The following is a 25,535-nucleotide window of genomic DNA, read 5'->3' on the forward strand; positions in this document are numbered from 1 at the left end:
GGCGTACTCCCGGTCAGGTCGTGAGTGTTTCGGAACAGGGTTGATCAACCCGGTGGGTGGCAGGGGTGATCGGCCCGACGACATGAGCGGGTACGTCAGGTGGAGGACTTGCGGGGAAGGTCAGACGGTCGAAGCGCCGAGGGCGGGGAGGACCACGGCGTCGATGTACGAAAGGAGGAATTCCTGCGTCGGCGGCAGCTCGTCGATCATGGTGCGGGCGGCGAAACCGCCGATCATCATGTGCATCATGAACTCCACCGCCGGGTTGTCGGGGTGGACCTCACCCCGGTCCATCGCCCGCTGCACCATACGGCGGAACTCCGCCATCTCGGGTTCGATGAGATGCGCGCGGAACGCCGTCAGGAGATCCGGGTTGCTGTGGACCGCCATGGCCAGACCCCGCATGAGCGCGGAGTTCTGCTCCATCGTGCAGTCGTCCGAGCGCATGGTCAGCGCGTGCAGGTCGCCCTTGAGCGACCCGGTGTCGATCTCGCCGAGGCCCATACCGCCCGGCTTGGTGTGCCGCACCGCTCGCACCACGAGCTCGGCCTTGCCGCCCCACTGGCGGTAGAGCGTGGCCTTGCTGGAACGCGTGCGGGCCGCGACGGCGTCCATGGTGAGGGCGTCGTAGCCGACCTCACGGAGCAGTTCGATGACGGCCCCGTACAGTTCGGCCTCGCGCTCGGGGGTGATCCGACTGCGACGCACGGTTGCCGCCTCGGTCATGTCACTCACCCTTTCCGCTCGGCGCCCTTGAACGACACGGTTTCGTACGACAGCGCCGTACGACAACGAATGTAGCGCATCCGCCAACGAAACGAAACTGTTTCGTTCGTGTTGTGAGTCACCGCCCGGCCATCCCCCCGCCACCCCCGGGTCGCCCGCGGCCGGTATTTCACAAGTTGCTCCGGTCCATCCGCCGGAAAAGCATGGGAAGGTGAGCTATCTGCGCCTTCCGCACCTGAGCGGCGACCTGCTGTGCTTCGTCGCCGAGGACGACCTCTGGCTGGCCCCCCTCGACGGCCCGGGCCGCGCCTGGCGCCTGACCGTCGACCGCACCAAGACCGGCCACCCCCGCTTCTCGCCCGACGGCCGCCGTATCGCCTACACGAGCTGGCGCAGTCTCGTGCCCGAGATCCACCTGGCGGACGTGGACGGCGGACCGGGCCGACGGCTCACCTACTGGGGCTCGACGGACACCCAGGTGACCGGCTGGACCCCGAAGGGCGAGATCCTCGCCGTCGCCTCCCACGGCGAGCCCTTCTCCTACTTCACCTGGGCCTACAAGGTCCCCACGGACGGCTCCCCCGGCCGCAAGCTCCCCTGGGGCCCGGTCTCGGACATCCAGGTCGCCGACCGCAGGACACTGCTGCTGACCGGCACCCCGCCGCACGAACCGGCCGCCTGGAAGCGCTATCGGGGCGGCGCCACGGGCCGCCTCTGGCTGCACGGCGAACGCCTGCTCCCGGGCCTCGGCGGCCACCTCCACTCCCCCATGTTCGTCGGCGGCCGGATCGCCTTCCTCTCCGACCACGAGGGCGTCGGCAACCTCTACTCCTGCGCCCACGACGGCTCCGACCTGCGCCGCCACACCGACCACGACGCCTTCTACGCCCGGCACGCGGCGAGCGACGGCACCCGGGTGGTGTACCAGTGCGCCGGTGACCTCTGGATCGTCGACGACCTCTCCCGCGCCGAGCCGCGCAAACTCGACGTACGGCTCAGCGGGCCACGCGCGGGGCGCCGTACCTACCAGGTGCCGGCCTCCCAGCACGTGGACGGCATCTCGGTGGACGAGACGGGCCGCGCGAGCGCCGTCGTCGTACGCGGCAGCCTGTACTGGCTGACCCACCGCGACGGGCCGGCCCGCACCATCACGGACACACCGGGGGTACGGGTCCGGCTCCCGGAGATGCTCGGCTCGGGCGGACAGGTCGCGTACGTCACGGACGCCGAGGGCGAGGACGCCGTCGAGATCGCCTATCTGCCCCGGGCGACCGGTGACCGCGCACCACGGCGACCCGCCTCGGGCGACCTGGGCCGGGTGCTCGAACTGGTCTCCGACCCGCGGGGCGAGCGCCTGGCCATCGCCTCGCACGACGGACGCGTGCTGCTCATCACCGTGTCCCACGATGCCGCCGGCGGCGCCACGGGCGCGGACGGCGCCGACGGCGGGGTCACCGAGCTCATCCGCTCGGTCAACGGCCCGGTCCGGGACCTGGCCTTCTCCCCTGACGGTTCCTGGCTGACGTGGTCGCACCCGGGCATCGGGCGATCGCTGCGCCAGATCAAGATGGCCCGTATTTCCCCGAAGGGAGGAGGGGACCGGCTGATCGTCGACGTCACCAACGGCCGCTTCGAGGACGAGAACCCCGTCTTCACCAAGGACGGCCGCTACCTGGCGTTCCTCTCCTGGCGGGGCTTCGACCCGGTCTACGACGTCCACACCGGCGACCTGTCCTTCCCGCTCGGCTGCCGCCCCTACCTGGTCCCGCTGTCCTCCGCGACCCCCTCCCCCTTCGCCCTGAACCCGGAGGGCCGCCCGGCCGCCGGCGGCCTGGACCCCGTAGAGGACGACAGCGGCGAGAGCGGCGAAGGCGGCACGGTGACGGTCGAGATCGAAGGGCTGGAGAGCCGGGTGACCCCCTTCCCGGTCCCCGCCTCCAAGTACTCGGCGCTGTACCCGGTCGCCGGCGGCGGCCTGGTCTGGCTGCGCTGGCCGATCTCGGGCGCGCTCGGCGAGACCTTCGTGAACCCGGACGACACCTCCGAGCGCCCGACCCTCGAACACTTCGCCATCGGCAAGGCGAAGAAGTCCGAACTCGTGGAGCACCTGGACTGGTTCGCGGTCAGCGGCGACGGTTCCAGGCTGGTCGTGGTGGACGAGGGCGAGCTGCGCGCGACCCCCGCCACGGAGTCCGGCGACGGCGACTCGACCGTCTGGATCGACCTCCGCCGCATCCTGCACGAGGTCGACCCGCCCGCCGAGTGGCGCCAGTCGTACGAGGAGGCGGGGCGGCTGATCCGGGCGTACTTCTGGGAGCCGGGGATGTGCGGCATCGACTGGGACGCGGTACTCGACCAGTACCGCCCGCTGGTCGAACGGATCGCCTCCCCCGACGAGTTCGCGGACCTCCTGCGCGAGGTGCTCGGCGAACTGGGCACCTCCCACGCCTACGTCACCGCCGCCCGCCGCAACGAGGGCCCACCCCACTACCAGCGCCGCCAGGGTCTGCTGGGCGCCAACTTCGTTCTCCGGGACGGCGGTTGGCGGGTCCGGCGGATCCTCCCCGGTGACTCCTCGGACTCCAAGGCGCGCTCCCCGCTCGCCGGCACGGGCATCCGCGAGGGCGCGGTCCTCACCCACGTGGACGGCAGGCCGGTCGACGCGTCGGCGGGGCCGTACCCCCTGCTCGCGGCGGCGGGCGGTACGACGGTGGAACTGACGTTCACACCGGCCGGGGGCGAGGGCGGGCCCCGCCGGGTGGCGGTGGTCCCCCTCCTCGACGAACGCCCCCTGCGCTACCAGGACTGGGTGGCCAAACGCCGTGCGGTCGTACGGGAGTTGAGCGGCGGCCGCTGCGGCTATCTGCACATCCCCGACATGGGAGGCTCGGGCTGGGCCCAGTTCAACAGGGACCTGCGGATGGAGGTCTCCCGCCCGGCCCTGATCGTCGACGTACGCGGCAACGCGGGCGGCCACATCAGCGAACTGGTCGTGGAGAAACTCACCCGCACCATCCTCGGCTGGGACCTGACGAGAAACGCCCAGCCCGTGTCGTACGCCTCGAACGCCCCCCGTGGCCCGGTCGTCGCGTTGGCCGACGAGGCGACCTCCTCCGACGGCGACATGATCACGGCGGCCTTCAAACTCCTCGGGCTCGGACCGGTGGTGGGCCAGCGCACCTGGGGCGGAGTGGTCGGCATGACCGGCCGCCACCAACTCGGCGACGGCACGGTGATCACGGTCCCGATGAACGCGGCCTGGTTCGACGCGTACGGCTGGTCCATCGAGAACCAGGGAGTCACCCCGGACCTGGAGATCCTCCGCACCCCGCTGGACTGGGCGGAGGGCCGGCACGCCCAACTGGACGACGCGGTGCGCCTGGCACTGGACCTGCTGGAGACAACGCCACCGGCAACTCCGCCGGACTACCGAGACGTACCGGACAGATCGAGACCGAAGCTGCCGCCGAGGACTTGAAAGGGGCCATGGTGATCGTTTTTAGGGGCGCGGGGAACTGCGCGACAAGCCCCCACCGCCCCGCACCCGACAACGAACCCGTCCAGCCACACGGTCCCGGCACACAGAAGCGTGGGGTGCCCTCCCAGAAAAAGAGAGTGCACCCCACGCTTCAAGCAGTGACGTGACTACATGTCGCGGTCGGGATCCATCCGCTCCTGCTCCTCGCGCTGGAGACGCTCGCTCTCCTCGTCGCGCGTGCGCTCACTGTCCTGCTCGCCGCGGCGACCCCGCTGGGCCTGCTCCTTGCCCTCCTGGGCCTTCTGCTTGGCCTGCTGCTGCCACTGCTCGGACTTGTCCTGGAACTGGTCCTTCATACCCATGTGGGTTCACTCCCGTGGGGGTGAGGGGAAGAGCCCCTGGCCGGGGCCTCGACCAGATTCACACGCCAGGACAGAGCGCGCATTTCGATCAGTTACGGTGCGTAGCGCGCGCCTCCTCATCGGCCGCCCCACCTGCACCGACGAGCCCCACCCGCATGCCCTCCAACCGTGCCCCGAACCGCCGCATCTCGCGCTGCCCGACCGTCCCGATGAGCCCCGGCAGATACCCGCGCACCCCCTGCATCCCGCGCAGCCACCCCTGCCCGTACACATGGCTCGACCGCCGCTCGATCCCGGCCACGATCCGCTCCACCGCAGGGCCCAGCGGATACGTCTTGTTGGCGGGCCACGGCAGCCGCTGCCGCAGCTCCCGCATGACGTCGTCCTGATCCGCCCCGCGCACCATGTCCGTGTCGGTCCACGACAGATAACCGACCCCGACCCGCACGCCCTTGTGCCCGACCTCGGCCCGCAGGCTGTGCGCGAACGCCTCCACACCGGCCTTGGACGCGCAGTACGCGGTCATCATCGGCGCCGGGGTGACCGCGGCGAGGGAGGCGATCTGGAGCAGATAGCCGCGGCTCTCCATCAGCACCGGCAGGAACGCCCGCGCGGTGACGGCCGATCCGATGAGGTTGACCTCGATCACCCGCCGCCACGCCTGCGGGTCGGAGTCGACGAAGGGTCCTCCGGTGGCGACCCCCGCGTTGGCGACGACGATGTCGACCTTCCCGAACCGCTCCTTGACCTCCCGCGCCACCCGGGCCATCGCCTCGTCGTCGGTGACGTCGGCGTACCAGTGGTCACTGTCGCCGTGCAGCCGCTCGGAGAGCTGCTTGAGCGCGTCCGGCTCCAGCCCTACCAACGCGACCTTCGCCCCGCGCGCGGACAGCTTCCGGGCGAGCAGCTCTCCGACCCCCCGCGCCGCTCCGGTGACGACCGCGACCTGTCCTTCGAGTCCGACCCTGCTCATGCGCCCTCCTTGACCTGGACGTAGGTGGTGACGAGTTCCCGGATCCGTGCGGTGACCAGTTCGGGCGCCTCGACGGGCGTCATGTGGCCGAGGCCGGGCAGCTCGGTCACCCCGAGGCAGTTCGGCAGCGCGGCGGCCAACCGGTGTGCGTGCACGGGCGGGGTGAGCCGGTCCGCCGTACCGACGACGACAGCCGTCGGCACGGTGAGCTGCCGTACCCCGTGGTCGAGGTCGAGCAGATCGAGGACCTGCGACCACGCGTGGCGCACCTTGCGCGGACACGCGTGCACGATCCGCGCACACGCCTCGACCATGTGCGGGGCCGAACCGGGGCCCATCGTCCCGTACTTGAGGATCCGTCGGGCCAGCGGCGTGACCGGCCCGAGCGGCGCCCGCGCCCCGAGGACGTGCCGGGTCAGCCAGGTACGCACCCGTCCGGCCCGGATCGGCACCACGGTCGACTCGGCGACCAGCCGCGACGAACCGGTGCTGCACAGCAGGACGGCCGCCGCGTGCGCACGGAACGCCGGACGCCCGGCGGCGGCCATGACGGTCATCCCGCCCATGGAGTGACCGGCGATCACCGCCTTCTCGTCCGCCGCGAGGCTCGCCTCCAGTACGGCTTCGAGGTCGTCGGCGAGCAGGTCCGCAGTGCACGCCGGGCTCGCCGGACTGCGCCCGTGGCCGCGCTGGTCGTACGCGACGACCCGGTGGTCGACGGCGAGTTCGCGGATCTGCGCGGCCCAGAACGCGGTGGAACAGGTCCAGCCGTGGGCGAGGACGACCGGGGGCGCGCCCTCGGGTCCGTGCACCTCCACGTGCAGGCGGGCGCCGTCGGCGGAGAGCACGGTGAGTTCACGCACCGGGACGGGCGGGGCGTATGGACCGGAGGCGACATGTGCGAGACGGCTCATACGGCGGCCTCCGCGCTCTGGTCCGCGACCGCGCCCGCCGGTTCGAAGGGCCGCAGCACCTCGTACTCGGCGAGGTCCACCCGCCGTGTCGCGCGCCGGAACTCGGTCGTCGTACCGGGCCAGATCGTGCTGTTGCGGCCGTTCGCGTCCAGGTACCAGCTGGTGCAGCCGCCGGTGCTCCACACCGTGCGCTCCATACGCTTCTGCACCCGGTCGTTCCAGGCCAGCACGGCCGGCGGGCGCGCGTCGAGGGCGACCCGCCCCCCGAGGACGTCGAGCTGCCGTACGAAGTCGGCGAGGTAGTTCAACTGGGCCTCGATCATGAGGATCATCGAGGAGTTCCCAAGGCCGGTGTTGGGCCCGATGATGGACATCCAGTTGGGGAACCCGGCCGCGGAGGCACCGCGCAGCGCCTCCATCCCGCCCTTCCAGGCCTCGGCGAGCGTCCGCCCGTCCGCGCCCACGACCCGGTCGGCGATCGGCATGTCGGTGACGTGGAAGCCGGTACCGAAGACGATCGCGTCGACCTCGGCCTCGGTACCGTCGGCGGCGACGAGCGTCGACCCCTCGACGCGGCTGAGCCCGGCGGCGACCACGTCCACGTTGGGTTGGGCGAGCGCCGGATAGTACGTACTGCTCAGCAGGATCCGCTTGCAGCCGATGCGGTAGTCGGGAGTGAGCTTGGCGCGCAGAGCCGGGTCCTTGATGGCGCGGGCCATGTTCCGCTTGGCCAGCTGCTCGACCGCGCCCAGCTCGCCCGGGCGCTTGGTGAACGCCTGGACCTGCACCTCCCGGATGCCCCACAGCAGTCCGCGCCGGGCCTGCGTGGTGAAGGGCAGCTGCCGGTGCAGCCAGCGCTCGGCGCCGCTGATCGCCCGGTCCATACGGGGCATCACCCAGGGCGGGGTCCGCTGGAACAGGGTGACCTTCTGGGCGAGCGGCTGGACGGCCGGCACGATCTGGATGGCCGAGGCCCCCGTCCCCACCATCGCGACCCGCTTGCCGCGCAGGTCGTAGTCGTGGTCCCAGCGGGCGGAGTGGAAGACCTCGCCCGGGAAGGAGTCCAGGCCGGGGATGTCCGGGATCTTCGGATCGGAGAGCGGCCCGGTGGCGGACACGACGATGTCGGCGGACAGCACTCCACTGGCTGTCTCGATGTCCCACCGCAGCTTCTCGGCGTCCCAAGTCATCCGCTTGACCTCGGAGTTGAAGCGGATGTGCGGGCGCAGCCGGAAGACGTCGGTCACCTGCTCCAGGTAGGCGCGGATGTGCTCCTGCCCGGAGAAGGTGCGCGGCCAGTCCGGGTTCGGCGCGAAGGAGAACGAATACAGATGGGACGGCACATCACACGCACACCCCGGATAGCTGTTGTCACGCCAGGTACCGCCGACGCTGTCGGCCCGCTCCAGGACGACGAAGTCGGTGACCCCTTCCCGCCGCAGCCGTACGGCGGCCCCCAGCCCACCGAACCCGGACCCGACCACCGCCACCCGCACATGCTCGTGTTCGGCCATACCGACGCCTTCCCTGCGCGACTCCGCCAGTAAATACTGGCGCAATGGGAGGGTAGAGCAGCTCCGTACCGATGGGTAGGGGTCGGGGACGAGGAAGTTACCGGGAGTACGACATAGGGTGCGGGCGTGACGGACAAGCGCGAGTACCGCATGGAGGAACTGGCCCGCCTGGCCGGCATCACAGTGCGCACCCTGCGCTTCTACCGCGAACGCAAACTGATCCCGCCACCCCGCCGCGAGGGCCGTATCGCCTGGTACGACGACCACCACCTGGCCCGCCTGCGCACCATCGCCGCCCTCCTGGACCGCGGCCACACCCTGAACGGGATCGCGGAACTGGCCGAGGCCCTCGACCACGGCCGGGACGTCGCCGACGTCCTGGGGGTGGCCCCCACCGAGGAGGAGCCGGTCCGCCTCACCCCCGAGGAACTCGCCGCCCGCTTCGAGGGCGAGGTCACCACCGAGAACCTCGCCGCCGCGATGGACCTCGGCTACCTCGGCACCGACGGCGACGAGATCGTCCACATCAGCCGCCGCCTCCTGGACGTCTCCTCCAGCCTGGTCCGCGAGGGCATCCCCCTCGCGGAGGTCTTGGCAGCCGGCAAACGCGTCCGCGAACACGTCGACGAACTGGCGGAGATGTTCGCCGAACTGGTCCTGCGCCACGCAGGAGAAGACGACCTCCAGCGACTACGCCCCCTGGCCCGCAGCGTGGTGGAGGCGGAACTCTCACTGGCACTGGACCGGCGGTTGCGGAAACCGCAGTCCTAGAGGGTCCTAGAGGTCGTAGACCACGGTCACCGGCGCGTGGTCCGACCAGCGCTCCGCATGCGTGGCCGCGCGCTCCACGAACCCCTTGACCGCCTTGGCGGCGAGGCCGGGCGTGGAGAACTGGTAGTCGATGCGCCAACCCGAATCGTTGTCGAACGCCCGCCCCCGGTACGACCACCACGAGTACGGCCCCTCCACGTCCGGATGCAGCGACCGGACGACGTCGACGTAACCGCCGTCGGCCTGATCGAGCACCCGGCTCAGCCACACCCGCTCCTCCGGCAGGAACCCGGAGCTCTTCTGGTTGGCACGCCAGTTCTTGAGGTCGGCCTGCTGGTGGGCGATGTTCCAGTCGCCGCACACGACGACTTCGCGGCCGTCGGCGGCGGCGCGCTCACGCAGGCCCTTCAGGTACACCAGGAACTCGTCCATGAAGCGCACCTTCTCGTCCTGCCGCTCGGTATCGACCTCGCCGGAGGGCAGGTAGAGGGAGGCGACGGTGACGCCGGGCAGGTCGGCCTCGACGTAGCGCCCGCTGGTGTCGAACTCCGCCGACCTGAAGCCGACCTGGACGCGGTCGGGTTCACGGCGGGTGTAGAGGGAGACGCCGGCGCGGCCCTTGGCCGCGGCGGGCGCGTGCACGACGTGCCAGCCGTCGGGGGTGCGGACGCCTTCGGGCAGTTGCTGCGGCTCGGCGCGCACCTCCTGCAGGCAGAGCACGTCGGCGGAGGTGTCCGCGAGCCATTCCACGAAGCCCTTCTTCGCGGCGGCGCGCAGTCCGTTCACATTGGCGGAGGTCACAGTGAGCACCCGGGAACGATACCGGCACCTGGGGCCGGACCCTGCTGCGGACCTGCTCAATTTATTGTGTGGGACATGCGCATACGCCAGGTCCCCTTCGACCACCCTGACGCCGTGAAGCTGAACGACCAGGTCCAGGCCGAGTACCACGTCCGCTACGGCGACGGCGGCGACGCCACGACCCTGGCACCGGAGGACTTCGAGCCGCCGAACGGCGCCTACTTGATCGCGTACGACGAGACGGACGCCCCCGTCGCCACGGGCGGCTGGCGCGCCCAGGACGCGAACGGGGAGGGAAACGTGGACGGCGACGCCGAGCTCAAGCGCATGTACGTCGTCGACGTGGCACGCGGCCGGGGTCTCGCCCGCCGTATCCTCGCCGCCCTGGAGGACGACGCCCGCACGGCCGGCCGCACCCGCATGGTCCTGGAGACCGGCACCAAGCAGCCGGAGGCCATCGCCCTGTACTCCTCCAGCGGCTACGAACCCTGCGGGAAGTTCGGCTACTACCGCTTCCACGAGGAGAGCCGCTGCTTCGCGAAGCCCCTGTGAGGCCCCCGCCCACATGACAGAAGACCCGCTCCTGAACCCAGGAGCGGGTCTTCATGATGCGTGGACCTGTGGGGATTTGAACCCCAGACCCCCTCGATGCGAACGAGGTGCGCTACCAGACTGCGCCACAGGCCCTTGCAACGAGTGAAACTCTAGCATCCCCGTCAGGGTGCTTGGAAATCCGTTCCCGGCTGGTCAGGGACCTCACTCGTTGGCCGCGCGCGGCCGGTCGCCGTCCTCGTACTGGTCGAAGAGGGGCGTACGGCCACGCTCGCGTGCCCGGCGTGCGGAGGCGGCGCGGCGGGCGTCACTTCGCTCGTCCGCCGCCGGCTGATCGTCCGCGTCGGCGGACCCGTCCTCCGATCCACCGTCCTCGGCGGCGGGCGTCGCCTCCTGACCGGACTGTTCCGGAGCGGCCGAGCTGGACCGCGCCGAGCTCCACGCGTCCGGCGCCCCGAGGTCCACGTCCGCGGAGGCCCGCGGTGCGACCGGTGCGGTCACGTACGTCGGCAGCGGCACCGGCACCGGGTCCCAGCTGTCCCCGTGCCCCGGTCCGCGCTGGCGCTCGCGCTGCTGGTCGACCCACTCGGCGTGGTCGGTCTGCTCCACGAGGGCGCGCCGGTCGGCGGCGAGCGCCGAAAGCCCGGGATCGGTCTGCGGCGCTGGTCCCTCGTCCGATTCGTCGGCGTCCACGCCGGTGGTGACGGAGGCGCGTCGGCGCGGCTGGCGCGCTCGTTCCCGCAGTCGCTGCGCGGCGGCCTCGGCCTGGCGCCGGTCCATCTGGTAGGCGAAGCGGCGGTGTTCCTGGGAGCGCAGGTAGGCGATGTACACGCTGAGCATCACGGCGGGCACGCCGGGCGCCCACAGGAAGGCGAGCCCTCCTACGGCGGCGACGATCGCGCCGAGCGTGAAGGCGAGGAAGAGCATCACTGTCGTGCGCCGACGGCGTGCGAGCACCTTCAAGCGCCGGGCGCGCGCCGCGGCCGCTTCCGCGGCGGCCGTACGCCGGGCGGGGGTCTGTCCCTGGGCGTGCGCCGGGGTGGCGGGTGCCTGCTTCCGGGTCGGCGCGCCGCTGTGTTCGGGCGCGGACGCGTTCGTTTTCGGGCGCGCCGGTTCGCCACGTCCGGGTTCCCGCCCTGCATCCCGCCCTGCTTCTCGCGCGGGCTCGCGCGTCGCCTGGGTCTGCGGACGGGTCGGGGGCATGGCGAAGGCCCGGACGTCCACCGACTCGGTGGCGGCGTCCGGTTCGTCGGCGCCGCGCTCCTCCTCGTCGGTGGAGCGCGCGCGCAGGTCCTTGGCGTATCGGCGCTCCATGCCCGCCCGTCCGGAGAGCAACCGGATGGCGGTGCTGAAGCGTTCCGTCGGACGGGCCTCGTTCAGCTCGTCCTGCCTACGGAGCCACATCGGCACCAAGTAGGCGGCCCAGGCCCCGACAATGACTGCGTAGATGAGGCCGCTGCTGCTCACGCCTCACACGGTAGAGGGGTTTGCGTGAGGCCATCTGCCAATTGAGTCGGTGTGTCGCACGATCCGGCTGATATTTCGAGCTTTTTTTGTGACCGATCCGATCAGCAGGCCGCCTCAGTCGCGAATTCAATGCCCCGAGACGGTCATGGACCGATCATTTTCGAACACTTATTCAATTCTGGGCCATGCTCCCGAATCTGCCCACCGCCATGCTTCGGCTATGCGGGATTGTCGTGCGGCGTACTGCCGGAGCGGGCCCGCTGCCAGCGCCTGAGCAAGCCGTCGGGCACCTCTTCCGCGGTGAGCGTGAACACGAGATGGTCGCGCCAGGCCCCGTCGATGTGGAGATAGCGCGGCCGCAGTCCCTCCTCGCGGAATCCGAGTTTCTCCACGACCCGTCGGCTGGGCCCGTTCTCGGGGCGAATGCAGACCTCGATGCGGTGCAGTCCGACGGCACGGAAACAGTGGTCCACGACAAGCGCCACCGCGGTCGGCATCACACCGCGCCCGGCCACCGACTGGTCCACCCAGTAGCCGACGTGTCCCGAGCACATCGAGCCCCAGGTGATCCCGGCGACCGTCAACTGCCCGACCAGCTGCCCCTGGTACTCGATGACGAACGGCAGCATCCGCCCCGCGTTCGCCTCGGACCGCAGGTGGCGGACCATCTGACGGTAGGTCGGCCGGTGTGCGATCGGTCCGGTGGGCGTGGGCGGCGGAATGGTCGCTTCCCAGGGCCGCAGCCAGTCCCGGTTGCGCCGGTTGACCTCGCGCCAGATCCGCTGGTCGCGCATCCTTATCGGCCTCAGGACGACATCGCCGTCCGCCAGTACGACGGGCCATGACGGGCTGTTCAGCTCGCACCCCCAGTGCCGGCGCCGGGTCTTGGGTGGTCCCCGCCGCGGATCTGGTCGACGGCGTGCGTCAACAGGGGCTCCAGGACGGCGAGTCCGTCCTTCACCCCGCCGCTGGAACCCGGCAGATTGACGATCATCGTGCGTCCCGCCACCCCGGCCAGGCCCCGGGACAGCGCCGAGGTGGGCACCTTCTCCCGCCCGAACGCCCGGATGGCCTCCGCGATGCCCGGCACCTCGTAGTCGATCACCGCGCGGGTCGCCTCGGGGGTGCGGTCGGTGGGTGAGACACCGGTGCCGCCGGTGGTGACGACGACGTCGTATCCGGCCTCGACCCCGGCGCGCAGGGCGGCCTCCACGGGGTCGCCGTCGGGGACGACACGCGGTCCGTCGACGGTGAAGCCGAAGCGCTCCAGGCCGTCGGCGATCAGCGGACCGCCCTTGTCCTCGTAGATCCCGGCGGCCGCCCTGTTGGAGGCGGTGACCACAAGAGCCCGGTACGTCATCGTCGGCTCCAGTCGCCCGACTTGCCGCCCGTCTTCTCCTCGACCCGTACGTCCGTGATGACCGCTCCCTTGTCGACCGCCTTGACCATGTCGATCACGGTGAGCGCGGCGACGGAGACCGCGGTGAGGGCCTCCATCTCGACGCCCGTGCGGTCCGTGGTCTTCACGGTGGCCAGGATCTCCACGGCGTCGTCCGCTACCGACAGGTCCAGTTTCACACCGGACACCGACAACGGGTGACAGAGCGGGATGAGGTCAGGGGTGCGTTTGGCGCCCATGATGCCGGCGATCCGCGCGGTGGCCAGGGCGTCGCCCTTGGGCACGCCCTCACCGCGCAGCAGCTCGATCACTCGGGGCGACACGAGGACACGTCCACTGGCACGCGCGGTGCGTGCGGTGACGTCCTTGCCGGATACGTCGACCATGCGGGCGGCGCCCGCCTCGTCGATGTGGGTCAGTCGGTCCTGCGTACTCATGGTTGTGCGGCGCTCCCGGTCCGGGCTGTTGTGCGCGACACGGTACCGCCAACCAGGAGTGCTCAGCCGAGCAGGACCACTTCGACCTCGGTGCCGGGCGCCACGGACTCCGTGTCCTCCGGTACGACGATCAGCGCGTCCGCCAGCGCGAGGGCGGCGACCAGGTGGGATCCGGCACCGCCGACGGGGCTGACCGCGCCGTCGGCGTACGTGCCGCGCAGGAACTGCCGACGTCCCTTGGGCGAGGTCAGCGCCCTGTCCGCGGTCAGGGTCGCCCTGGTCGTGGGCCGGTGGACGTCGTCGAGGCCCATGAGGGCGCGGATGGCGGGCCGGACGAACAGCTCGAAGGAGACGTACGACGAGACCGGGTTGCCGGGCAGGGCCAGCAGTGGGATGTGGTCGGGGCCGATGGAGCCGAAGCCCTGGGGCTTGCCGGGCTGCATGGCGAGCTTGCGGAAGTCGACACCGCTGCCCGGTTCGTCCTCGTCGTCGACGTGCGACAGCGCCTCCTTGACGACGTCGTACGCCCCGACGCTCACGCCGCCCGTGGTGACCATGAGGTCGGCGCGGACGAGCTGGTCCTCGATGGTGGAGCGCAGGGTCTCCGCGTCGTCGGCGACGGCGCCCACGCGGTAGGCGATGGCGCCGGCGTCCCGGGCGGCCGCGGTGAGGGCGAAGCTGTTGGAGTCGTAGATCTCGCCGCTGCCGAGGCTTTCGCCGGGCTGGACGAGTTCGCTGCCGGTGGACATGACGACCACACGCGGGCGTGGGCGCACGCGTACGCTGCCGCGGCCGATCGCGGCGAGCAGGGCGATCTGCGGCGGGCCGAGGACGGTGCCGGCGTCCAGGGCGCGGTCGCCAGCCCGTACGTCGCTGCCCTTGGCGCGCACGTGCGCGCGTGCTTCGGCGGGCCGGTACACGTGCACCTGTCCCTCGGCGCCCTCGGGGGCGAGGCTGCGGGCGCGCATGCCGGTCACCGGGCCCTCGCCGAGGCCTCCGTCGGTCCACTCGACGGGGACGACGGTCTCGGCGCCGGGCGGCAGCGGGGCGCCGGTCATGATGCGGGCGGCCTGTCCGGGGCCGACGTGCAGCAGTTCGGCATGGCCCGCCGCGACATCCCCGACGACGTCCAGGACGGCCGGGAACTCCTCGCTCGCGCCCGCCACGTCGGTGACCCGGACCGCGTACCCGTCCATGGAGCTGTTGTCGAACGGCGGCAGTGACACCGGGACCGTGATGTCCTCGACCAGGACGCAGCCCTGGGCGTCGAGCAGTTGCAGCTCGATGGGTTCGAGGGGGCGGACCGTCGCGAGGATGTCGTCCAGGTGCTCGTCCACCGACCAGAGGTGGTCCTGGTCGGCGGGGCGGGTCACGGCGCTGCTCAACTCGCTACATCTCCTCGGCTACGAAACTGCGAAGCCAGGTCCGGAAGTCCGGTCCCAGGTCTTCACGTTCGCACGCGAGTCTGACAATGGCACGCAGATAGTCGCCGCGGTCTCCGGTGTCATAGCGGCGGCCCTTGAAGACGACGCCGTGCACCGGGCCGCCGACCTTCTCGTCCTGGGCGAGCTGCTGGAGGGCGTCGGTGAGCTGGATCTCGTTGCCGCGGCCCGGCTCGGTCTTGCGCAGTATCTCGAAGATGTGCGGGTCGAGGACGTAGCGGCCGATGACCGCGTAGTTCGACGGGGCGTCGGCGGCTTCCGGCTTCTCGACGAGGCCGCTGACCTTGACGACGTCGCCGTCGTCGGTCTCCTCGACGACGGCGCAGCCGTAGAGGTGGATCTGCTCGGGCGCGACCTCCATCAGCGCGATGACGCTGCCCCCGTGCTGCCCCTGTACCTCGATCATCCGCTGGAGCAGCGGGTCGCGGGCGTCGATCAGGTCGTCGCCGAGGAGGACGGCGAAGGGCTCGTCGCCGACGTGGGGGGCCGCGCACAGGACGGCGTGGCCGAGGCCTCGGGGGTCGCCCTGGCGGACGTAGTGCATGGTGGCGAGGTCGCTGGACTCCTGGACCTTGGCGAGCCGGCTGCGGTCGCCCTTCTTCTGGAGGGCGGACTCGAGCTCGTAGTTGCGGTCGAAGTGGTCCTCCAGGGGGCGCTTGTTGCGGCCCGTGATCATGAGGACGTCATCGAGGCCCGCCGAGACGGCCTCCTCGACCACGTACTGGATCGCCGGCTTGTCGACGACCGGCAGCATCTCCTTGGGAGTGGCCTTGGTTGCCGGCAGGAAACGAGTGCCGAGCCCTGCTGCCGGGATGACAGCCTTGCTGATCCGAGGGTGCGACTGAGTCATGTCCGCACCCTATCCGGAGCCTTTGCGTGGAATCTGTGGGTCCGGTTAATAAGCTCTTATATGAGCGCATTGAAAGGGTACGGGTGGAGACTTCGAGTCACGCCGGACGTCCGGCCGATCCTGACAAGCGAACGTTGCGGCGAGACTACCTGGCCGTGAGGAACAGGTTGACGGCCGATGACGTGCGGGAAGGGGCTGCCGCGCTCGCCCGCAGGGCACTCGGTCTGCCCGAGCTGGCGGCTGCGGGCACGGTGGCCGCGTATGTCTCGGTGGGGGGCGAGCCCGGCACGCTGGTGCTCCTGGACGCGCTGCGCGAGCGGGGCGTGCGCGTGCTGCTCCCGGCGCTTCTGCCGGACAACGATCTGGACTGGGGCGTCTACACGGGCGAGGGCTCTCTTACGCGTGTCCGGCACGGCGGGAAAATGGCTCTTTTCGAGCCCTCCGGCGAGCGACTGGGCCCGGACGCCGTGACCGGCGCCGACGCCGTGCTGCTGCCCGGTCTGGCGGTGGACGGGCGCGGGATGCGACTGGGGCGCGGCGGAGGGTCGTACGACCGGGTGCTCGCCCGTCTGGAGCGGGCGGGGGCCCGACCGGCGCTGGTGGTGCTCCTGTACGACTCCGAGGTCGTCGCGCGGGTACCGGAGGAGGCGCACGACCGGCCGGTGCACGCGGTGGTGACGCCGTCGGGCGTGCGTCGCTTCCGCCGTCCGGCATGAGGTAGGGGCTCTCCACACGCGCGTGGAGAGCCCCTGCCGTCGAAGACCCGGTCTACCGCGGGATGTTCACGGTTTCAGGACCAGCGTGTCGCTCGTGCTCTTGTCGACGGCGTCCTTCGAGAAGGACCAGTCCAGCAGTTCGCCCTTGGCCCACTTGCCGGTCTGGTCGGTGTAGTGCGCGCTGTAGGCGTGCCCCGAGGCGCCGGTGAGGTTGATCCACTTCGACTTGTCGAGGTCGCCGAGGTTGACCACCATGCGCATCGACGGCACCCAGACGACGCCGTAGCCGCCCGCCGCGTTCCAGCCGGTCGCGTTGACCGTCGCCTCGCCGCCGCTGAGCTTCCAGGGGCCGCGGTTGAGCATGTACTTCAGGAAGCCGGGGCCGTCGATGCCCAGGGTCTGGTTCTTCAGGAACAGGCGGTGCAGCCGGCCCCAGCTCCAGGTGTCGATGTCCTTGCCGAGCTTGGCGGTCAGCTCCCAGCGGGCGTCGATCATGGCGCGCTTGAACAACTCGTCGCGGTTGACGGCCTTGGGGCGGTCACCCACGCCCGCCGGTGTCTTCCACCAGTCGCTGTTCTCGTCGTCCATGAGGGTGCGCACGACCTCGAACCAGCGGTCACCGCCGTCGGGCTGCGCCTGGTCGGCATCGCGCTGGCCGCACTCGCGGACCTTGTCCGTCTCGTCCACGGGCCCGGTGGTGTCGATCGGGTCGACCCACACGCACTGCCCCTTGACCCGCAGCTCCTTGGGCAGTTTGTTGCCGAAGGCCAGCTTGAGGATGTTGCGCCAGACGGCGTTGAAGTAGGCGGCCGCCGCCGAGTCGGCGTCCTGGGTGTAGTCCCAGCCCTCCAGCAGTTCCTGCGCCTGGCGGACGTCCTTGTCCTTGACGTCGATCTTCAGCAGCTTGGGCACGAGCAGCTTGGCGATCTCGCTGCTGTTGTCGAGCTGCATCTGACGCATGTCGTCGGTGGAGATCTTGCCGCCGCCCTTGATCTTCTGTGCGATCAGGTCGGTGATGCGCTGGCTGCGGGCGCCGTAGCCCCAGTCCGTGGTGAGCGTGTAGGGGTACTTGGCCTTGTCGACGACGGCCTGGTTGGCGGTGACGATGTAGCCGCGTGAGGGGTTGTACTCGTAGGGCAGCTCGTCCTGCTTGATGTACTTGCCGGTCCACGTGTACTTGGGGTCCCAGCCGGGGGCCGGGATGGCGCCGGTGTCGCCCTTGGCGCGGATCGGGATGCGGCCGGGCAGGGTGTAGCCGATGTTCTCGGCGTCCGCGTAGACGAGGTTCTGCGAGGGCACGTCGAACAGGGCCGCCGCCGCGCGGAAGTCGCTCCAGTTCGACGCCTTGTCCATCGCGAACACGGCGTCCATGGAGGTGCCGGGGTCGAGCGCGGTCCAGCGCAGGGCGACGCCGTAGCCGTCACCGCGGTCGGGGGCCGCGTTGTCGACGGTGGCCTTCTTGCCGACCTTCACCAGCTCGTCGTAGCGGTCGGACAGCAGGGGGCCGTTGTTCGTCTCACGGACGACGATCTTCTTGGCGTCCCCGCCGGCGACCTTGATGGTCTCCTCGCGCGTGGTGAACGGCTTGGTCGTGCCGTCGTAGAGGTAGCCGTCGCCGGAGAGCTTCTCCAGGTAGAGGTCGGTGACGTCGACGCCGGAGTTGGTCATGCCCCAGGCGATCTTCCCGTTGTGGCCGATGACCACGCCGGGCATGCCCGCGAAGGTGTAGCCGGTGACGTCGTACTGGCACTTGCTGGAGACGGCCCGGCAGTGCAGGCCCATCTGATACCAGACGGACGGCAGCGAGGGCGACAGGTGCGGGTCGTTGGCCAGCAGCGGGCTGCCGGTGATGGTGTGCGAGCCCGCGACGACCCAGGAGTTCGAGCCGATGCCCTGGCCGTTGACGCCGACGGCCGTGGGGACGTCGTCCAGGACCTTGTAGAGGCCCGAGAGCTGGCTCTGGAGGGCCGCGGAGGCCGTCGTCGAGGTCGAGGAGGAGGACGAGGCCGACGTGCCCGTGGTGCCCGACGTGGAGGTGCCCGTGCCCGAGGTGCCCGTGCCGGACAGGCCGCTGTCCTCCGAGCTGCCGTCCTGCTCGAACGTCCCGGTCAGCTCGCTGTACTGGCCCTCCTGGACGATGGCCTGGTTGCGGCTGTACGGGTAGTCCGGGTACAGGTCGGCGATCTGCTTCGGGCCGAGACGGCTGGTCATCAGGGCGCGGTCGATCTCGTCCTGCATGTTGCTGCGCAGGTCCCAGGCCATCGCCTTCAGCCACGAGACCGAGTCGACCGGGGTCCACTGCTCGGGCTTGTAGTCGTTCTTGAAGCCGAGCGCCGCGTACTCCAGGGAGATGTCCTTGCCGCTCTTGCCCTGGAGGTAGGCGTTGACCCCCTTGGCATACGCCTGGAGGTACTTCTTGGTGGAGGCCGACAGCTTGGTGTCGTACTCCTTCTTCGCGACCCGGTCCCAGCCGAGCGTGCGCAGGAACTCGTCGTCGTCGACCTGCCCCTTGCCGAACATCTCCGACAGGCGCCCGGAGGTCATGTGCCGGCGCACGTCCATCTCGTAGAAACGGTCCTGCGCCTGCACATAGCCCTGTGCCATGAACAGGTCCGCGTCCGAGGAGGCGTAGATCTGCGGGATGCCGTAGCTGTCACGCTTGACGTCCACGGGGCCCGACAGGCCTGCGAGCTCGATCGAGCCCTTGGTCTGCGGGAGGGACGCGCGGACGGTGCTCACCGACCAGTATCCGCCGTAGGCGATGCCACCGATGATGGCCAGTACGAGGACGAGAACGATCAGACGACCTCTGCGCCCCTTCTTCCTGCCGGACTTGCCGGGCTGCTGACCCGATGAGGCGGTGGTGGTGGGGGGCATCGCTGTCCTTGCTGTCCTAACGCTAGCGGCAGGGCGGGCTGTGCTTTCGACTGAGCGCTGGAGCAACCATAGGCGCAGGGCCCGGCGCCACTTGACGCGGTGTCGGGTACGGGCACGGGCGAGCGTTCGATCTTGCCTCCCCGAGCGTCAAGAAATCGTCAAGAGTTAGGTAAGGTAACGAAGTACTTGGATGCGGAGTCCCGTCGCTTCGTGTCCTATGTACGTGAGCTCACACGCGCGTATGCCGGTGAGCCAGGGAAGGGAACGGCCGCTGACTGTCCACCACCTCAACCAGCTCCTGCTCGTCTGCTCGCTCGTACTGCTCGTCGCTGTGGCAGCGGTCCGGATCTCCTCGCGCAGCGGGCTCCCCAGCCTGCTCGTGTACCTGGGGATCGGCATCGCCATGGGCCAGGACGGCGTCGGCGACATCCACTTCGACAACGCCGAACTGACCCAGGTCATCGGGTACGCGGCCCTGGTCGTGATCCTGGCCGAGGGCGGCCTCGGCACGAAGTGGAAGGAGATCAAGCCGGCCCTGCCGGCCGCCACCGCGCTGGCACTGGCCGGGGTCGCGGTGAGCGTCGGGGTCACGGCGACGGCTGCGCACTACCTGATCGGGCTCGAGTGGCGCCAGGCGCTCATCATCGGGGCGGTCGTGTCCTCGACGGACGCGGCGGCGGTCTTCTCGGTGCTGCGCAAGATCCCCCTCCCCACGCGCGTGACGGGCACACTGGAGGCCGAGTCCGGCTTCAACGACGCCCCGGTGGTCATCCTCGTCGTCGCCTTCTCCCAGGCCGGACCGGTCGATCACTGGTACGCGCTGATCGGCGAGATAACCCTGGAGCTGGCCATCGGCGCGGCCGTCGGCATCGCGGTGGGCTGGCTCGGCTCCTGGGGCCTTCGGCACGTCGCCCTGCCGGCCTCCGGCCTCTACCCGATCGCGGTCATGGCGATCGCCGTCACCGCGTACGCGGCGGGTGCGCTGGCCCACGGAAGCGGCTTCCTCGCCGTCTACCTCGCCTCCATGGCGATGGGCAACGCCAAACTGCCGCACTGGCCCGCCACGCGGGGCTTCGCCGACGGGCTCGGCTGGATCGCCCAGATCGGCATGTTCGTCCTGCTCGGCCTGCTGGTCAGCCCGCACGAACTCGGCGACGACGTGCTGCCCGGACTCGTCATCGGGCTGGTGCTGACCATGGTCGCGCGGCCCCTGAGCGTCTTCCTGTGCCTGACGCCGTTCCGGGTCCCCTGGCAGGAGCAGACCCTCATGTCCTGGGCCGGACTGCGCGGCGCCGTGCCCATCATCCTGGCGACGATCCCCATGGTGAGCGGCGTCGAGGGCAGCCGCCGCGTCTTCAACATCGTCTTCGTCCTGGTCGTCGTCTACACCCTCGTCCAGGGTCCGACGCTGCCCTGGCTGGCGCGCAAGCTGCGGCTGGGCGGGGACCCCGAGGCCGCCGACCTCGGCATCGAGTCGGCGCCCCTGGAGCGGCTGCGCGGACATCTGCTGTCCGTCGCGATCCCCGAGGGGTCCCGGATGCACGGCGTCGAGGTCAACGAGCTGCGGCTGCCCGCCGGGGCCGCGGTCACCCTGGTCGTACGCGACGAAGAATCGTTCGTTCCGCTGCCCACGACGGTGCTGCGGCGCGGTGACGAACTCCTGGTCGTCGCCACCGACCCGGTCCGCGACGCCGCGGAACGGCGGCTGCGCGCGGTGGGCAACGGCGGCAAGCTGGCCGGATGGCTGGGCACGGGCGGGATCGGCGGCAGTCGCTGAGAGTGGCCCGGGAGACCGGTTGTTACAGGTGCGTTTCGCGCTCCCTGTACGATGAAGGCAACCCTTGATCGAACCAACTCTGCCTGACGCAGAGCTGGCGCGACCGTATGGCGGCCGAGACGTCCCTGAGCAGTGACCTTCGGCATCTACCGCAGTCCGCGCAAGAGGACAGCTCTCGGCGCCATCCCTTCCGAGGGGAACCGCGCTACCAGGCGGCAGAAAGGCACGGCCGTGGCATCCACGGTCACCTCCTCCCGCCCGGGATACGGACAGCTGCTGCGCACACGCGGCGCCTGGACGTTCCTGCTCCCCGGCTTCGCGGCACGCCAGCCGTTCGCGATGCTCACCATCTCCATCGTGCTGCTCATGCAGCACACCACCGGCTCCTACGGCGCGGCGGGCGCCGTCGCGGCCGCCACGGGCGTCTCCATGGCGCTGTTCGCGCCCTACAGCGGCCGTCTCGCGGACCGCTACGGGCAGCGCGCCGTCCTGATCCCCGGAGTGCTGGTCCACACCCTGTCGGTGCTCTCCCTGACCGCGCTCGCCCTCTCGCACGCGCCCTTGTGGGCACTGTTCGCGGCGGCCGTGCCCACGGGGGCCTCGGTGCCGCAGATCGGCCCCATGGTGCGCGCCCGCTGGGGCGTGACCCTCCAGGACTCGCCCCTGATGACCACGGCGGCGGCCTTCGAGTCCGTCACGGACGAGCTGACCTTCGTCTTCGGCCCACTGCTGGCCACCGCCCTGTGCACCGCCGTCGACCCCGCAGCCGGCCTGCTGACGGAGGCGTCGCTCACCCTGCTCGGCGGCCTGCTGTTCGCCGCGCAGAAGAGCACACAGCCGACGGTCGCCGCGGTCGACGGGCACACACGCGTGGAGCACTCCTCAGCTCTGCGCGTCCCCGGTGTGCGGGTCCTGATCGTCACCTTCCTGGGCATCGGTTCCGTCTTCGGCGGCATGCAGGTCTCCCTGGCCGCGTTCAGCGACTCGATCGGCGAACCCGGTCTGAACGGTGTCCTGTACGGCGTCTTCGCCGCGGGCAACATGCTCTCCGGCCTGGTCTGCGGAGCCGTCGCCTGGAAGGTGGCCCCGCAGCGCCGCCTGGTCCTCGGATACGGCGCCCTCGCCCTGACGGCCTCCGGCCTGTGGGCCGCGCACTCGGTGTTCGTCCTGGCGGGCCTCGGCCTCCTGGTCGGCATGTGCATCGCGCCCGCCCTGATCACCGGCTACACCCTGGTGGAGAACCTGGTCCCGCGTGGCGCCCGCACCGAGGCCTTCACCTGGCTGACCGGAGCGGTGGCACTCGGCCAGGCGGCCGCCGTCACGATCGCCGGGCAGCTGGAGGACCGCCTCTGGGCCGGTGCCGGATTCCTGGTGCCGATGGGCGGCACCCTGCTCGCCCTGGCGACCCTGCTGGCGCTGCGTTCGCAGCTCGCGGGACGGCCCCGCAGCCGGACCGTGGCACGTGGCATCGGTCACCGAGTGCCGGTGGCAGTGGACTGATCCTCGGGAATACGTCAGTATGGACCCTCGTTAGCACTCACTGAGTGAGAGTGCCAGGAGGAAGACAGTGCCCACCTATCAGTACCAGTGCACCGAGTGCGGCGAGGGCCTCGAGGCGGTGCAGAAGTTCAGCGACGACGCCCTGACGGAGTGCCCCAACTGCCAGGGCCGTCTGAAGAAGGTGTTCTCCGCAGTCGGCATCGTCTTCAAGGGCTCCGGCTTCTATCGCAACGACAGCCGCGGCTCCTCGTCGAGCAGCACCCCGTCGTCCCCGAAGCCGTCGACGTCCACGTCGACATCCGCCTCGTCGGGATCCGAGTCGAAGTCGTCCTCCTCGGAGTCGAAGTCGTCGAGCACGGGCAGCTCGTCCAGCAGCAGCTCCGCAGCATAAGTCGCACTTCCGGGACCCTGCCGTCTTAGGACGGCGGGGTCTTCGGCGTTCTCCGAGCGGTCTCCTCCGAGCGGTCTCCTCCGAGCGGTCTCCTCCGAGGCGGCTGCCGCTGGTTTTGGGCGCCGGATACTGTGCTGGTCATGGCAAACGCAGAGATCGGCGTAATCGGAGGCTCCGGCTTCTACTCGTTCCTCGACGACGTGACCGAGGTCCAGGTGGACACCCCCTACGGTCCGCCCAGCGACTCCCTCTTCCTCGGCGAGGTCGCCGGCCGGCGGGTCGCCTTCCTGCCCCGGCACGGACGCGGCCACCATCTGCCGCCGCACCGGATCAACTACCGGGCCAATCTGTGGGCGCTCAGGTCGGTGGGGGCCCGGCAGGTTCTCGGCCCGTGCGCGGTGGGCGGGCTGCGCCCCGAGTACGGGCCGGGCACGCTGCTCGTGCCGGACCAACTGGTCGACCGTACGAAGTCCCGGGCGGGCACGTACTTCGACGGGCTGCCGCTGCCGGACGGCGCGGTACCGAACGTGGTGCACACCTCCCTGGCCGACCCGTACTGCCCCGTCGGGCGTGCGGCCGCGCTGAAGGCTGCCCGCGGGCGGGACTGGGAGCCGGTGGACGGCGGCACGCTCGTCGTGATCGAGGGGCCGCGCTTCTCGACCCGTGCCGAATCGTTGTGGCATCAGGCGCAGGGCTGGTCGGTGGTGGGCATGACCGGTCACCCCGAGGCGTCCCTCGCCCGTGAACTGGAGCTCTGCTACACGTCGTTGACCCTCGTCACCGACCTCGACGCGGGTGCCGAGACCGGCGAGGGCGTCTCGCACGACGAGGTGCTGCGGGTGTTCGCGGCCAACGTGGACCGGCTGCGGGGCGTGCTGTTCGACGCGGTGGCCGCGCTGCCGTCGCCGGACGAGCGGGACTGTCTGTGCGTGAACGCGCTGGGCGGGATGGACCCCGGGTTCGAACTGCCCTGACAGGGGCGGAGGTTCTCGTTCGGGTGAGGAAGTTTTCCACAATCCGTCGGTGGTCCACCGGCTCCGGCGGGAATCGGCGCGAGACCTCATCGTGGCAGGGCAAACCGATGCCTCGTCACAGGTGGTGGCCCTCATGTCCTCCTTCGCTCCGTCGCCCTCAGGGTTCCCCTCACCCTCCTCGTCTGCTTTCCCCGCCGCCTTTCCCTCCCCCGTCGCTCCGCGCCCGCCGGGTGCCGACGCCCCGCCCATCTGTGAGGTGCCGCACTTCGCTCCCGTGCGGGTGAGCGGCGGGTGGTACCGGCTGCGGCGGCTCGTGCGGCACCGCAGGCGGGCCGTGGCCGTCGGTCTCGCCCTCACCGCGGCCGCGCTGGTGGCGGCGGGTCCACGGGGCGACGACGGGGCACGGGGGCATCCGGTGGCCGAGCCCGTACCGGAACACCGTGCGGTGGAGACGGTGTCGGCGCCGGTGCGGATCGCGGACGGGGCGACCGTCCGGCTGCTGCGGATCGGCGACCGGGTCGACGTCATCGCCGCGGAGGACTCGGCCCTGGGCGGTGAGGCCCGAGTGGTCGCGCGCGGGGCGCGGGTGACCAAGGTGCCCGAGCCCTTGGACGGCGTGAGCGAGGGTGGGGCACTGGTCGTGCTCTCGGTGCCGCGGGCGACGGCGGCACGTCTCGCGGGCGCGGGCGCGACGGCACGGCTGGCGGTGACACTGTGGTGAGCCGTTCGGTCCGTCTCCTGGGCGACTTCCTGTCAAGTCCCTCATTCGAGCTACCCAATTGGACAGGGTCACCTCGCATTGACGTAGGTTGCGGAGCTGTTTGTTCCACAAGTTGCGCATGCGAGAAGAGGCCCCTGGGTGAGCGAGAAGAAGCCGAACGTCTGGGAGGGTTTCAAGGCCTTCCTGACGCGCGGGAACGTCGTCGATCTGGCAGTCGCGGTCGTCATCGGCGCCGCTTTCACCAACATCGTCACCGCGGTGGTGAAGGGACTCATCAACCCGCTCGTCGGGGCGATCGGTACCAAGAACCTCGACACCTACAGCTCGTGTCTGAGCGACAAGTGCACGGGCGACGAAGGCATCCAGCTCCTGTGGGGCTCGGTGCTCGGCGCCACCCTGAGCTTCGTGATCACCGCGGCCGTCGTCTACTTCCTGATGGTCCTGCCGATGTCGAAGTACCTGGCCAGGGCGGAGGCCCGCAGGAAGGCGAAGGAGGGCACGCACGAGGTCATCGAGTTGACCGAGCTGGAGGTCCTCAAGGAGATCCGCGACGCGCTGGTGGCGCAGCGGGGCTCGGGGCACAGCGAGCGTTAGCCGCTCGGGGCAGTCGGCTGGGGCGGGCCTCGCTGCGGCTCGCTCAGAGGTGGTGGGGCGGCTTCTCGTCGAGGAAGCGCTTCAGGTCGGCCGCGCTGTCGCCGTCGGCGCGCGGCCGCTCGCCCCAGCCCCGGTCGGTGTCGTCCGAGGACTGCTGGTCCAGCGGGTCGTCGAAGATCAGTGCGGCCTTGGACTCGAGCGGCTCGGCATCGGGGGCGGTACTCATGCGTCCAGGGTACGGCCCCGGCACGCCCCGCCCCGAGTCCGTGCCCACCCCGGCACCCGTGACCGCGCCCGCC

24 protein-coding genes and 1 tRNA gene are annotated in these 25,535 nt (G+C 70.5%); 10 read left to right on the forward strand and 15 right to left on the reverse strand.

Going from position 1 to position 25,535, the window contains the following annotated elements:
- Positions 1–120: 120 nt before the first annotated feature.
- Positions 121–726 carry a TetR/AcrR family transcriptional regulator gene (locus tag OHT57_RS21470; protein WP_328748088.1) on the reverse strand — a complete coding sequence of 202 codons (606 nt, stop codon included), beginning with the start codon at positions 724–726 and terminating at the stop codon, positions 121–123.
- Between the two features lie 211 nt (positions 727–937).
- Here OHT57_RS21470 and OHT57_RS21475 point away from each other — a divergent pair, with 211 nt between their 5' ends.
- Positions 938–4,204 carry a S41 family peptidase gene (locus OHT57_RS21475; RefSeq protein WP_328748089.1) on the forward strand — a complete coding sequence of 1,089 codons (3,267 nt, stop codon included), beginning with the start codon at positions 938–940 and terminating at the stop codon, positions 4,202–4,204.
- A gap of 167 nt (positions 4,205–4,371) precedes the next feature.
- On the opposite strand, the gene OHT57_RS21480 is transcribed toward OHT57_RS21475, so the two are convergent.
- The 4 genes from OHT57_RS21480 to OHT57_RS21495 all read right to left on the reverse strand — a co-directional run bounded on the left by OHT57_RS21480 (position 4,372) and on the right by OHT57_RS21495 (position 7,967).
- On the reverse strand, positions 4,372–4,566 hold the full coding sequence (locus OHT57_RS21480) for a hypothetical protein (RefSeq protein WP_328748090.1): 195 nt from the start codon (positions 4,564–4,566) through the stop codon (positions 4,372–4,374).
- Between the two features lie 88 nt (positions 4,567–4,654).
- A complete protein-coding gene (locus tag OHT57_RS21485) occupies positions 4,655–5,539 on the reverse strand; it encodes an SDR family oxidoreductase (protein WP_328748092.1) in 885 nt (294 codons plus the stop codon).
- Complete coding sequence (locus OHT57_RS21490; protein ID WP_328748093.1) at positions 5,536–6,453, reverse strand: alpha/beta fold hydrolase; 918 nt, start codon at positions 6,451–6,453, stop codon at positions 5,536–5,538. The genes OHT57_RS21485 and OHT57_RS21490 overlap by 4 nt, the downstream gene beginning before the upstream one ends.
- Positions 6,450–7,967, reverse strand: a complete 1,518-nt coding sequence (locus OHT57_RS21495; RefSeq protein ID WP_328748094.1) for a flavin-containing monooxygenase — start codon at positions 7,965–7,967, stop codon at positions 6,450–6,452. Before OHT57_RS21495 ends, OHT57_RS21490 begins: the two co-directional genes overlap by 4 nt.
- Positions 7,968–8,093: 126 nt before the next feature.
- Between OHT57_RS21495 and OHT57_RS21500 the strand changes: the two genes are divergently transcribed.
- On the forward strand, positions 8,094–8,738 hold the full coding sequence (locus tag OHT57_RS21500) for a MerR family transcriptional regulator (protein WP_328748095.1): 645 nt from the start codon (positions 8,094–8,096) through the stop codon (positions 8,736–8,738).
- A gap of 6 nt (positions 8,739–8,744) precedes the next feature.
- On the opposite strand, the gene OHT57_RS21505 is transcribed toward OHT57_RS21500, so the two are convergent.
- Positions 8,745–9,548 carry an exodeoxyribonuclease III gene (locus OHT57_RS21505; protein ID WP_328748096.1) on the reverse strand — a complete coding sequence of 268 codons (804 nt, stop codon included), beginning with the start codon at positions 9,546–9,548 and terminating at the stop codon, positions 8,745–8,747.
- 66 nt (positions 9,549–9,614) lie between these two features.
- On the opposite strand from OHT57_RS21505, the gene OHT57_RS21510 reads away from it, so the two are divergent.
- The gene (locus OHT57_RS21510) at positions 9,615–10,091 is read left to right on the forward strand and encodes a GNAT family N-acetyltransferase (protein WP_328748097.1); all 477 of its coding nucleotides are present in this window, start codon (positions 9,615–9,617) and stop codon (positions 10,089–10,091) included.
- A gap of 61 nt (positions 10,092–10,152) precedes the next feature.
- Here OHT57_RS21510 and OHT57_RS21515 read toward each other — a convergent pair.
- The 7 genes from OHT57_RS21515 to galU all read right to left on the reverse strand — a co-directional run bounded on the left by OHT57_RS21515 (position 10,153) and on the right by galU (position 15,686).
- Positions 10,153–10,226, reverse strand: a tRNA-Ala gene (locus OHT57_RS21515).
- Positions 10,227–10,295: 69 nt separating this feature from the next.
- Positions 10,296–11,558 carry a gephyrin-like molybdotransferase receptor GlpR gene (locus tag OHT57_RS21520; RefSeq protein ID WP_328748098.1) on the reverse strand — a complete coding sequence of 421 codons (1,263 nt, stop codon included), beginning with the start codon at positions 11,556–11,558 and terminating at the stop codon, positions 10,296–10,298.
- A 218-nt stretch (positions 11,559–11,776) separates the two neighbouring features.
- On the reverse strand, positions 11,777–12,415 hold the full coding sequence (locus OHT57_RS21525) for a GNAT family N-acetyltransferase (RefSeq protein WP_328753277.1): 639 nt from the start codon (positions 12,413–12,415) through the stop codon (positions 11,777–11,779).
- Positions 12,412–12,918: a MogA/MoaB family molybdenum cofactor biosynthesis protein gene (locus tag OHT57_RS21530; protein WP_328748099.1), complete on the reverse strand. Its 507-nt coding sequence runs from the start codon at positions 12,916–12,918 to the stop codon at positions 12,412–12,414. The genes OHT57_RS21525 and OHT57_RS21530 overlap by 4 nt, the downstream gene beginning before the upstream one ends.
- The gene (gene moaC, locus OHT57_RS21535) at positions 12,915–13,394 is read right to left on the reverse strand and encodes a cyclic pyranopterin monophosphate synthase MoaC (protein WP_328748100.1); all 480 of its coding nucleotides are present in this window, start codon (positions 13,392–13,394) and stop codon (positions 12,915–12,917) included. Before moaC ends, OHT57_RS21530 begins: the two co-directional genes overlap by 4 nt.
- Positions 13,395–13,456: 62 nt before the next feature.
- Positions 13,457–14,779, reverse strand: a complete 1,323-nt coding sequence (gene glp / locus OHT57_RS21540; protein WP_328748101.1) for a molybdotransferase-like divisome protein Glp — start codon at positions 14,777–14,779, stop codon at positions 13,457–13,459.
- A gap of 4 nt (positions 14,780–14,783) precedes the next feature.
- Positions 14,784–15,686, reverse strand: coding sequence for a UTP--glucose-1-phosphate uridylyltransferase GalU (galU, locus tag OHT57_RS21545; RefSeq protein WP_328748102.1), 903 nt, complete (start codon positions 15,684–15,686; stop codon positions 14,784–14,786).
- 167 nt (positions 15,687–15,853) lie between these two features.
- Between galU and OHT57_RS21550 the strand changes: the two genes are divergently transcribed.
- On the forward strand, positions 15,854–16,402 hold the full coding sequence (locus tag OHT57_RS21550; protein ID WP_328748103.1) for a 5-formyltetrahydrofolate cyclo-ligase: 549 nt from the start codon (positions 15,854–15,856) through the stop codon (positions 16,400–16,402).
- Positions 16,403–16,468: 66 nt separating this feature from the next.
- Here OHT57_RS21550 and OHT57_RS21555 read toward each other — a convergent pair whose 3' ends face one another.
- Positions 16,469–19,279: a penicillin acylase family protein gene (locus OHT57_RS21555; RefSeq protein WP_328748104.1), complete on the reverse strand. Its 2,811-nt coding sequence runs from the start codon at positions 19,277–19,279 to the stop codon at positions 16,469–16,471.
- Between the two features lie 241 nt (positions 19,280–19,520).
- Between OHT57_RS21555 and OHT57_RS21560 the strand changes: the two genes are divergently transcribed.
- The 6 genes from OHT57_RS21560 (at position 19,521) to mscL (ending at position 25,236) form a co-directional block, all read left to right on the forward strand.
- Positions 19,521–21,056: a potassium/proton antiporter gene (locus tag OHT57_RS21560; protein WP_328753278.1), complete on the forward strand. Its 1,536-nt coding sequence runs from the start codon at positions 19,521–19,523 to the stop codon at positions 21,054–21,056.
- Between the two features lie 183 nt (positions 21,057–21,239).
- On the forward strand, positions 21,240–22,556 hold the full coding sequence (locus OHT57_RS21565) for an MFS transporter (protein ID WP_443053624.1): 1,317 nt from the start codon (positions 21,240–21,242) through the stop codon (positions 22,554–22,556).
- Between the two features lie 67 nt (positions 22,557–22,623).
- The gene (locus OHT57_RS21570) at positions 22,624–22,947 is read left to right on the forward strand and encodes an FmdB family zinc ribbon protein (protein ID WP_328748106.1); all 324 of its coding nucleotides are present in this window, start codon (positions 22,624–22,626) and stop codon (positions 22,945–22,947) included.
- A gap of 140 nt (positions 22,948–23,087) precedes the next feature.
- Positions 23,088–23,921: an S-methyl-5'-thioadenosine phosphorylase gene (locus OHT57_RS21575; protein WP_328748107.1), complete on the forward strand. Its 834-nt coding sequence runs from the start codon at positions 23,088–23,090 to the stop codon at positions 23,919–23,921.
- 133 nt (positions 23,922–24,054) lie between these two features.
- Entirely contained in the window at positions 24,055–24,642 is a 588-nt protein-coding gene (locus tag OHT57_RS21580; protein ID WP_328748108.1) for a hypothetical protein, read from the forward strand.
- A gap of 138 nt (positions 24,643–24,780) precedes the next feature.
- Positions 24,781–25,236, forward strand: a complete 456-nt coding sequence (gene mscL, locus OHT57_RS21585) for a large conductance mechanosensitive channel protein MscL (RefSeq protein ID WP_328748109.1) — start codon at positions 24,781–24,783, stop codon at positions 25,234–25,236.
- Between the two features lie 43 nt (positions 25,237–25,279).
- On the opposite strand, the gene OHT57_RS21590 is transcribed toward mscL, so the two are convergent.
- Entirely contained in the window at positions 25,280–25,462 is a 183-nt protein-coding gene (locus OHT57_RS21590) for a hypothetical protein (RefSeq protein ID WP_328748110.1), read from the reverse strand.
- Between the last annotated feature and the right edge of the window lie 73 nt (positions 25,463–25,535).

It is taken from the genome of Streptomyces sp. NBC_00285, assembly GCF_036174265.1.
GTDB lineage: Bacteria > Actinomycetota > Actinomycetes > Streptomycetales > Streptomycetaceae > Streptomyces.

Bases quoted from the DNA above. Each gene is read 5' to 3' on its own strand.
- OHT57_RS21480 (WP_328748090.1), bottom strand. From the start codon at position 4,566: ATGGGTATGAAGGACCAGTTCCAGGACAAGTCCGAGCAGTGGCAGCAG.
- galU (WP_328748102.1), bottom strand. From the start codon at position 15,686: ATGACTCAGTCGCACCCTCGGATCAGCAAGGCTGTCATCCCGGCAGCA.
- OHT57_RS21470 (WP_328748088.1), bottom strand. From the start codon at position 726: ATGACCGAGGCGGCAACCGTGCGTCGCAGTCGGATCACCCCCGAGCGC.
- OHT57_RS21590 (WP_328748110.1), bottom strand. From the start codon at position 25,462: ATGAGTACCGCCCCCGATGCCGAGCCGCTCGAGTCCAAGGCCGCACTG.
- OHT57_RS21510 (WP_328748097.1), top strand. From the start codon at position 9,615: ATGCGCATACGCCAGGTCCCCTTCGACCACCCTGACGCCGTGAAGCTG.
- OHT57_RS21560 (WP_328753278.1), top strand. From the start codon at position 19,521: ATGCCGGTGAGCCAGGGAAGGGAACGGCCGCTGACTGTCCACCACCTC.
- OHT57_RS21530 (WP_328748099.1), bottom strand. From the start codon at position 12,918: ATGACGTACCGGGCTCTTGTGGTCACCGCCTCCAACAGGGCGGCCGCC.
- OHT57_RS21575 (WP_328748107.1), top strand. From the start codon at position 23,088: ATGGCAAACGCAGAGATCGGCGTAATCGGAGGCTCCGGCTTCTACTCG.
- OHT57_RS21485 (WP_328748092.1), bottom strand. From the start codon at position 5,539: ATGAGCAGGGTCGGACTCGAAGGACAGGTCGCGGTCGTCACCGGAGCG.
- OHT57_RS21495 (WP_328748094.1), bottom strand. From the start codon at position 7,967: ATGGCCGAACACGAGCATGTGCGGGTGGCGGTGGTCGGGTCCGGGTTC.
- OHT57_RS21555 (WP_328748104.1), bottom strand. From the start codon at position 19,279: ATGCCCCCCACCACCACCGCCTCATCGGGTCAGCAGCCCGGCAAGTCC.
- OHT57_RS21580 (WP_328748108.1), top strand. From the start codon at position 24,055: ATGTCCTCCTTCGCTCCGTCGCCCTCAGGGTTCCCCTCACCCTCCTCG.
- moaC (WP_328748100.1), bottom strand. From the start codon at position 13,394: ATGAGTACGCAGGACCGACTGACCCACATCGACGAGGCGGGCGCCGCC.
- OHT57_RS21490 (WP_328748093.1), bottom strand. From the start codon at position 6,453: ATGAGCCGTCTCGCACATGTCGCCTCCGGTCCATACGCCCCGCCCGTC.